The organism is Bradyrhizobium sp., assembly GCF_049586575.1.
Lineage (GTDB): Bacteria > Pseudomonadota > Alphaproteobacteria > Rhizobiales > Xanthobacteraceae > Bradyrhizobium.
Window position 1 is genome coordinate 1 of record NZ_JBAVCF010000559.1, and the last position, 7,838, is coordinate 7,838.

Sequence of the window (7,838 nt, forward strand, 5' to 3'; positions counted from 1 at the left end):
CTTTGTCGATCTGAAGTCCCTGATCGAATTCGCCGCTTGTGGCGCAGGGACTTCGGATCGGCGGTACTAGTCGACGAACTGGGCGCCGAACTCGTAGCCAATCCGCCATGCCAGCCGGCATTGGCGCGGCCGGCCCTGCGACATGATGATGGTGAACTCGGGAGGAACATCAAGATGCTCGGCGATGACCTTCAGGCCACCGGCTGAAATATCCGTGATCGTGCAGTCGCGCGGCAAAGAGCCGGTCCCAAATTGAATTTTGGCAAAACTCCGGCATACGCGGCGTTCGCTCTGACGTCGATTTACAAACATGTCGATCCTTGCCCGCCCGGATTGGAGACCACTTGGTGCCTTGCGGTCTTACCGAAGAAATATTGGAATTCACCTATTAGTTCTGCTTGCAATTGATCGGATCTGTTCGAATTTCCTTTACCCCGATCCTCTTCCGGAAATGCCGCCTCCAAGAGGCTTTGGCACGGCTCCACGTTTCGGCCGAATATGATACAGGGGTCGTCCTGGTGTGGCGGCCTATAAGTCCGCATCGTTATCGCTACGAGTTCGTCATGCGGACTTCTGGACCAAAGCCACACTAGATCAATAGGTTTGCTAGTGTCCTTTCGATTCCGAAATTCGAAACGTGGCTCCGAAAAATGCTACGAACTTCCGAATCGGGACACTATGGTCCGATTCTAACATTCGCATCCCCACTAGCGGGTGCGCTGATTACAGCACTCGCAGTTGCCCGGAGACCGCAGCATGACTGCCTTGCCCGAACGCCCCGAAGGCACCGTCGACCCCAAACTGCTGGAAATCCTGGTGTGCCCGATGACCAAGGGTCCGCTCGAATACGATGCCGTGCGGCAGGAACTGGTCTCACGCGCGGCCAAGCTTGCTTATCCCATTCGCGACGGCATTCCGATCATGCTGCCCGAAGAGGCCAGAAAGATGGAATAGCCATGCGCAAACGCGCGCTCCTCTTTGCGCTGGCGGTCATCGGACTTTGCGGCGGGATCGCCAATGCATCCGACAGCGAGAGCCAGATTCGCGTCGGCAATATCGATGCGTTCCTGACAACGCCGCCCGACGTCGAACGGCCGCCGGTGGCGCTGTTGATCGCAGGTTCGGGATCGACCGATCATGACGGCAACGGGCCGCAGGCCAAGCCCGCAACCTTGAAGAAACTCGCCGAACAATTGGCGGCGCGGAAAATAGCGACGCTTCGCTACGACAAGCGCGGCGCCGGCGGATGGAAGCCCGAGTTCGGAAAGCCTGAGGATTTTCGATTCAAAGACTATGTCGACGATGCCGTATCGCTGGTGAATTACCTGAAGAGCAGCGGAAAATTTGGCCGTGTCGTCGTGGTCGGACACAGCGAGGGTGGCCTGGTTGCGATCCTGACTGCACAGAAGGTCCCGATAGATCGGCTGGTTCTTCTGGTGACGGCGGCACGGCGTCAGGGAGACCTGGTGAAGGCGCAACTCGAAAAAAAGCAGATTCCGCGCGAGATTCTCGATCCGATCTTGAGGGCTATCGACAGCATCATGGCCGGGCAGATCGTCGATCCGCCGCCGCGGGGTCTTGCGATTGACCCCTCGATGCAACCGAGCCTGGCTTCGGCCTTCACCGTCGATCCAATCGATCCCTTGAAGTCGATTGACCGGCCAACGCTGATCGTCGGCGGCGGCCGTGATTTGCAGGTGGCGCGACTGGATTTTCTCGCGCTCACTGCGGCTTCGCCGTTGGCGAAAACGCTTTGGCAACCGGACATGAACCATGTGCTGGTCGACGTTACCGACGAGAACGACAATATGGCCGCTTACAATCAGCCGGAGCGTGCGATCGACGCGGCGCTGGTTGATGCCGTCGCCGCCTTCATTCAGGCCGACGATACACGCTGAAAGTCCTAAAGAGCCTCGCCCTTCAGGAGCCGCGGAACTTCGCCGGCAAGTCCGGCGGCCTGGCGAATGAACAGTCCCTTTAGCGGCGGGGCGCGGTCGACCAAACCGAGCCCGATATCGCGCACCGTGCGCAGCAGCGTCGATTCGTTGGAGAACAGGAAGTTGAGCGAGTTGGTCGCCAGGCCCATTGCCATGGTGTCGAACCGTCGCCAGCGCTGATAGCGCTCGAGCACGTCGACCTGACCGGGATCGATGCCTAGCCGGGCCGCATCGACGACGACTTCCGCCAGCGCGGCCACATCTTTCAGACCCAGATTGAGCCCCTGCCCGGCAATCGGGTGAATCACATGGGCGGCATCGCCCACCAGTGCCAGGCGATCGCCGATGAAGGATCGCGCCACGAAGTAGCCAAGAGGAAAAGCACGCGGCTTGTCGAGCGCCCTCACCTCTCCGAGGTGCAGACCAAATCGCCGCTCCAGCTCGCCGTGAAACTCCTCTTCGCCGAGCGCCACGATCCGCGCCGCCTCATGGCGCTTTTCGGTCCAGACCAGCGACGAGCGCTTTCCGGACAACGGAAGCGTCGCAAAGGGGCCAGCGGGAAGGAAATGCTCTTCGGCGCGGCCCTGGTGGTCGCGTTCGTGGCCGACCGTAACCACGATCCCGGACTGATCGTAATCCCACCCATGCGTGGCAATGCCGGCGCGATCGCGCAATTTCGATCGCGCCCCGTCGGCTGCCACCAGAAGACTTGCTTCGATGACGCTGCCGTCCGAAAGCGTCACATCGATCCCGCCGCTGTGGGTGGTAAAATCGGAAACCGCCAATCCGCGAAGATCGATCCCCTCGGCGGTCGCGCGCTGAACCAGCGCATCGATCAAATGGCGGTTCTCGACCATATGCGCGAAAGGCTCGCCCGGCTCGACATCTCCGGAAAATGTCAGGAATACCGGTCGCGTCGCGTCCTGCAGTTTCGAATCGGTGACAACCATCTCCAGAATCGGCTGCACGCCGTCTGCGACATCGTTCCAGACGCCAACGACCTCGAAAAGCCGGCGGCAGGCTGCGACGATGGCGGTCGCGCGCGGATCGCGGCTCGGCCTGCTGCTGAGCGCGGGATCGGCAACTGTGATGGCAAAATCGGGGCCCAGGCCCTGACGCAGCGCCAATGCGAGCGTCAGTCCCGCAAACGCGCCGCCGCCGATGACAATGCCTCGCTGAACCGACATGCTGAACCGTACTCGAACTATATAAAACTCGGCTTGCTACCTTATTATAGCTGGGCGAAACAGGCTCTATAAGCAAGGGGCCAAGCGCGAATCCGGGACTACGATGGGCCCGCGAACCCGGAATATGACAAAACCGCAGATTTCGGGTTTGAGACCGCCGGTCAACGCGGATTGACGAGAGAGAACGATTCCGATGTCCAAAAGCCTGATCGACCTGATTTCCGTCCTCGACCTCGAACCGATCGAAGTGAACTTGTTTCGCGGCAACAGCCCGAAAACAAGCTGGCAGCGGGTTTTCGGCGGACAGGTGATCGGGCAGGCCATGGTCGCGGCGTGCCGCACGGTTGAAGGCCGACTGCCGCATTCCCTGCATTGCTACTTCATTTTGCCGGGCGATCCTCAGATCCCGATCATCTATGAGGTCGAGCGATTGCGCGACGGCAAGAGCTATTCGACCCGGCGCGTGACCGCGATCCAGCACGGCCATGCGATCTTCTCGGTCATGGTGTCGTTTCACGTCGAGGAGCCCAGCGCGTTCGACCACCAGGACAAGATGCCGGACGTGCCGCCGCCGGACAAACTCACCGCTGAGGAAATGGCGAAGCAGCCGATGTTCCGCGACATGCCGGACTTCATCCGCCGCTATTATGAATCGGACCGGCCGATCGAATTGCGGCCGGTCGAACTCGGCCGTTATTTCGGCCAGAAGATCGACGATGGCCGCATCCATGTCTGGATCAAGACTGCCGCAAAACTGCCCGACGATCCGGCGCTTCACATGTGCGCGCTCGCCTACGCATCGGATTTCTCGCTGCTCGATGCGGTCATGGCGCGCTATGGCCGCACGCTGTTCGACAAGCGCATGATGCCGGCGAGCCTCGATCACGCAATGTGGTTCCACCGGCCGTTTCGCGCCGACGAGTGGCTGCTTTATTCGCAGGATTCGCCGAGCGCGCAGGGCGGCCGGGGCCTGACCCGCGGCCTGATCTTCAAGCCGGACGGCACGCTGGTGGCTTCCGTCGCCCAGGAAGGCTCGGTACGCGAGCGCAGATAACGTCCGTCAAGCCCCTTGTTCGACGAGGACGGTCTGCGAGGCCTGCCACTGCATGAACCAGCGCATCACCCACGGAATCGGGATGATGAGCGCGCATCCGATGAAGACAACTATTCCGCGCCACAGATATTCGAGGCCCGTGGCCTTATAGACGATCTCGCGATGCGTGCCTTCGATGTGCCGGCAAATCCAGCGTATCTGCGCGGTGTGAACCCAGGCCCAGCCGATGATGGTGAGGACGGACAGGCCGCTCAGAATGCCCCAGCCCAGATAGCCCCAGAACGAGCCCGAGAAGCGTAAGCCCAGCGGCTCGTCGTTGGACGCCAGATTGGCGACAAACCACTGGATGCCAAGCCATGCCAATCCAATCTCAACCAGAACCGAAATCCTGTTGCCGAGCGGGATGAAGTAGTTGAGCAGGATGACAAGGACGACCGCGCCGAAGTACCAGGGCAGGATCGTCGCCGCATGGCCGGTGAAAGAAAGGCCGAGTCTTCCCGGAACATGGGTCACCGAAGCAAGCCATCTGAGATTGCGGATCAGAACCCAAGGCAGCGGAATGACGAGGATCGCGCCGACGAAAAACATCAGAAACTGTCTGACGAAGTCCAAAATCCCAAAGTCGATCGACAGCGATCCGCTGCCATCTGCCCGCTGCGCCCCGGGCATTCTGCCCGGCACGGCTGGCGGCCTACCGGCCGGGGATAGTAGGCCCGGAATGTCGCCGGCCTTTTGCCAGCTCCCCATGCCATCGGTCCAGACCAGCGTGTCGGCGCCAATCCTGCCGGCGGCGATGAACCGGCGAAACTGAACGTCTGGATAAGGTCCGTGCTGCTGGCCCTGATAGGCGCAGTACCATGATCGATCTGGCATCCTTCCCCCCTGAGAAGGGCGTGCCGACCACTGGTGCCCACACGCCTTACCCTACAATGTCCGGCAAAAAGACCAGGTCAAAGCAAAAGTTCAGACGTCAGCCTCCAGGGGGACCCGGCATTCCCGTTGCCGGCGGTCCGGCCTTGGCAGATGACCCCTGTGCCGCTACAGGGGACTGTCGGCCGAAGCGGCAATTTCGCAATTGTTTTTCGGTCAGCCAGCCACTTATTGTGGGACCGGGTGAAGGAGACGCCGGGCGGCTGTCACGGTTTGACCGACCTTCGAAATCCGGGAAAGAAGGCCTGAACATGAAGCTTGTTGTCGCCATTATCAAACCATTCAAACTGGACGAGGTCCGGCAGGCGTTGACCGCTATCGGCGTCCACGGAATGACCGTCACCGAGGTCAAGGGCTACGGCCGGCAGAAGGGCCACACCGAAATCTATCGTGGCGCGGAATACGTCGTGAACTTCCTGCCCAAACTCCGGATCGAGATCGCGGTGGCATCTGATATCGCCGACAAAGCCGTCGAAGTGATTACAGCCAGCGCCCGCACTGGACAGATCGGCGACGGCAAGATCTTCGTGACGCCGATCGATCATGCGTTGCGCATACGAACGGGCGAGACCGACAGCGACGCGCTCTAGTGGTTCAATTCCAACATTCGCGCCCGGGCAACGGCGCCAGGGCGAGCGAATAACAACTTATCTGGGTGGGGAAATATCAATGGGGGGACACTCTTGTCGTGCAGCGAAGCTGGCTGCGCCGGTTCTGCTGGCCGCCTTTTCGTTCGCAACGCCGGCTTTCGCTGCAAACTCCGCCATTAGCCCCGCCGATACCGCGTGGATGATCGTTGCGACCGCGCTGGTGCTGATGATGACCATCCCGGGACTTGCACTGTTTTACGCCGGCATGGTGCGGAAGAAGAACGTGCTGGGCACGATGGCGCAGAGCCTCGCCGCCGTAGCCTTGATCTCGATTCTCTGGGTAGCCTTCGGATATTCGCTGGTTTTCGTCGGCGATGGCCCTCTGCTTGGCAGCCTCGATCGCTGGTTTCTCGCGGGCATGACCATGGACAGCGTCAATCCGGCGGCAAAGACGATTCCGGAAGGCCTGTTCATGCTCTACCAGATGACGTTCGCGATCATCACGGTGGCGCTGGTCGCAGGCTCCGTCGCGGACCGCATGCGGTTCTCGGCTTACCTGCTGTTTTCCATTGGCTGGTTCATTTTCGTCTACGTGCCGCTGGCCCACTGGGTGTGGGGTGGAGGTTTCCTCGGAGCCGCCGGCGTTCTCGATTTTGCCGGTGGCCTCGTGGTGCATCTGAGCGCCGGCGCCGGTGGCCTGGTTGCGGCGATGGTGGTCGGACGGCGGCGCGGTTATGGCACGGAAAATCTGTCGCCATTCGATCTGTCGCTGGCGGTGATAGGCACCGGCCTGTTGTGGGTGGGCTGGTTCGGCTTCAACGGCGGATCGGCACTGGCCGCCGACTCGCGCGCGGTCATGGCGATCACCGCAACGCATCTGGCGGCCTGCGCCGGCGCGCTGACATGGGGCGGGATCGAATGGTCAGTTCAGCGCAAGCCGTCCGTGCTCGGCATGATCTCCGGCGCCGTCGCGGGGCTCGGCACGATTACGCCCGCATCGGGTTTCGTTGCGCCCTGGCACGGCATCCTGATCGGCGTGATCGCGGGCTGCGTATGCTTCTGGGCCTGCACCTGGCTCAAGCGCCGCCTCAGCTACGACGATTCACTGGACGTGTTCGGCGTCCACGGCATCGGGGGCATGACCGGTATCCTCTCAACAGGCGTGTTTGCGACCGCCTCGATCGGCGGGACGTCCGGGCTTCTGGAGGGCAACCCGCATCTCTTGCTGACCCAGCTTTACGGTGTGGCCGTCACGCTGGGCTGGTCGGTGGTCGTGACCTACATCCTGCTCAGGCTGGTCGGCCTGTTCGTTCCGATCCGGGTTTCGATGCAGCAGGAACTGGAAGGCCTCGATATCTCGCAGCATGGCGAGGCGCTTCAGTAGACCGGGACCCACCTGGATACCATTCCTCTGCCCGTGCGCTGAGCAACGGGATGGCGGGTGATCCCGCTATGCACAATCCATGAGCTAGTCTGCCTAAGGTTTGGGCGGCATTCGCCGGCATGGCTCCGCCTGGGCGCCATCAGCGCCAAAATCTCCGCGTTCAAAGACCTTTCCATCAGCAGCGGAACTGGCACGGCATTTGATTCTACCGACTTTGGCTGTGCCCGCGTCGTGACCTCCCTCTGCGTGGTGAACCCAGTCCAGATTGCCCGGTCGCCGCTCGCCCGGGTCCAAGCGGGGATCAAGACCCATGAAAATCGTTATGGCGATCATCAAGCCATTCAAGCTCGAAGAAGTCCGTGACGCCCTGACCGGCATCGGCGTTCACGGTCTGACGGTCACCGAAGTAAAAGGATATGGCCGCCAGAAGGGTCACACCGAGATCTATCGCGGCGCCGAATACGCGGTCAGCTTCCTGCCCAAGATCAAGATCGAGGTCGCGATCGCATCCGATCAGGTCGACAAGGCCATCGAGGCCATCACGACGGCGGCCAAGACCGGCCAGATCGGCGACGGCAAGATCTTCGTCATCAATCTCGAAAGCGCGGTCCGTATCCGTACCGGCGAAGCCGACGCTGCGGCGCTCTGACCCCGCGCGCTCAACCTTTTCCAATCAGGAGTAAAACGAAATGACGTTCAAGCGTCGCTATAGCGCGGGATTGGCGGCTCTCGCCGTCGGCGTGTTCGCCGCCACCG

General features: G+C 61.2%; 9 protein-coding genes. 6 read left to right on the forward strand and 3 right to left on the reverse strand.

Annotated features, from left to right (window positions below):
* Positions 1 to 66: 66 nt before the first annotated feature.
* Positions 67 to 312: a PilZ domain-containing protein gene (locus tag WB528_RS21150; RefSeq protein WP_423890364.1), complete on the reverse strand. Its 246-nt coding sequence runs from the start codon at positions 310 to 312 to the stop codon at positions 67 to 69.
* Positions 313 to 756: 444 nt separating this feature from the next.
* On the opposite strand from WB528_RS21150, the gene WB528_RS21155 reads away from it, so the two are divergent.
* On the forward strand, positions 757 to 954 hold the full coding sequence (locus WB528_RS21155; protein WP_423890365.1) for a Trm112 family protein: 198 nt from the start codon (positions 757 to 759) through the stop codon (positions 952 to 954).
* 2 nt (positions 955 to 956) lie between these two features.
* On the forward strand, positions 957 to 1,898 hold the full coding sequence (locus tag WB528_RS21160; protein ID WP_423890366.1) for an alpha/beta hydrolase: 942 nt from the start codon (positions 957 to 959) through the stop codon (positions 1,896 to 1,898).
* A gap of 5 nt (positions 1,899 to 1,903) precedes the next feature.
* Here the strand turns inward: WB528_RS21160 and WB528_RS21165 are convergent, their stop codons facing one another.
* Positions 1,904 to 3,124, reverse strand: a complete 1,221-nt coding sequence (locus WB528_RS21165) for a ubiquinone biosynthesis hydroxylase (protein WP_423890367.1) — start codon at positions 3,122 to 3,124, stop codon at positions 1,904 to 1,906.
* Between the two features lie 193 nt (positions 3,125 to 3,317).
* On the opposite strand from WB528_RS21165, the gene tesB reads away from it, so the two are divergent.
* Positions 3,318 to 4,178 (forward strand): acyl-CoA thioesterase II, encoded by an 861-nt coding sequence (gene tesB, locus WB528_RS21170; protein ID WP_423890368.1) that lies wholly within the window; start codon positions 3,318 to 3,320, stop codon positions 4,176 to 4,178.
* Between the two features lie 6 nt (positions 4,179 to 4,184).
* Here tesB and WB528_RS21175 read toward each other — a convergent pair whose 3' ends face one another.
* On the reverse strand, positions 4,185 to 5,051 hold the full coding sequence (locus tag WB528_RS21175; protein WP_423890369.1) for a GYF domain-containing protein: 867 nt from the start codon (positions 5,049 to 5,051) through the stop codon (positions 4,185 to 4,187).
* A 308-nt stretch (positions 5,052 to 5,359) separates the two neighbouring features.
* On the opposite strand from WB528_RS21175, the gene WB528_RS21180 reads away from it, so the two are divergent.
* The 3 genes from WB528_RS21180 (at position 5,360) to WB528_RS21190 (ending at position 7,731) form a co-directional block, all read left to right on the forward strand.
* Positions 5,360 to 5,698 carry a P-II family nitrogen regulator gene (locus WB528_RS21180; RefSeq protein WP_304743697.1) on the forward strand — a complete coding sequence of 113 codons (339 nt, stop codon included), beginning with the start codon at positions 5,360 to 5,362 and terminating at the stop codon, positions 5,696 to 5,698.
* Between the two features lie 79 nt (positions 5,699 to 5,777).
* A complete protein-coding gene (locus tag WB528_RS21185; RefSeq protein ID WP_423890370.1) occupies positions 5,778 to 7,082 on the forward strand; it encodes an ammonium transporter in 1,305 nt (434 codons plus the stop codon).
* A 310-nt stretch (positions 7,083 to 7,392) separates the two neighbouring features.
* Entirely contained in the window at positions 7,393 to 7,731 is a 339-nt protein-coding gene (locus tag WB528_RS21190; protein ID WP_423890372.1) for a P-II family nitrogen regulator, read from the forward strand.
* Positions 7,732 to 7,838 lie beyond the last annotated feature (107 nt).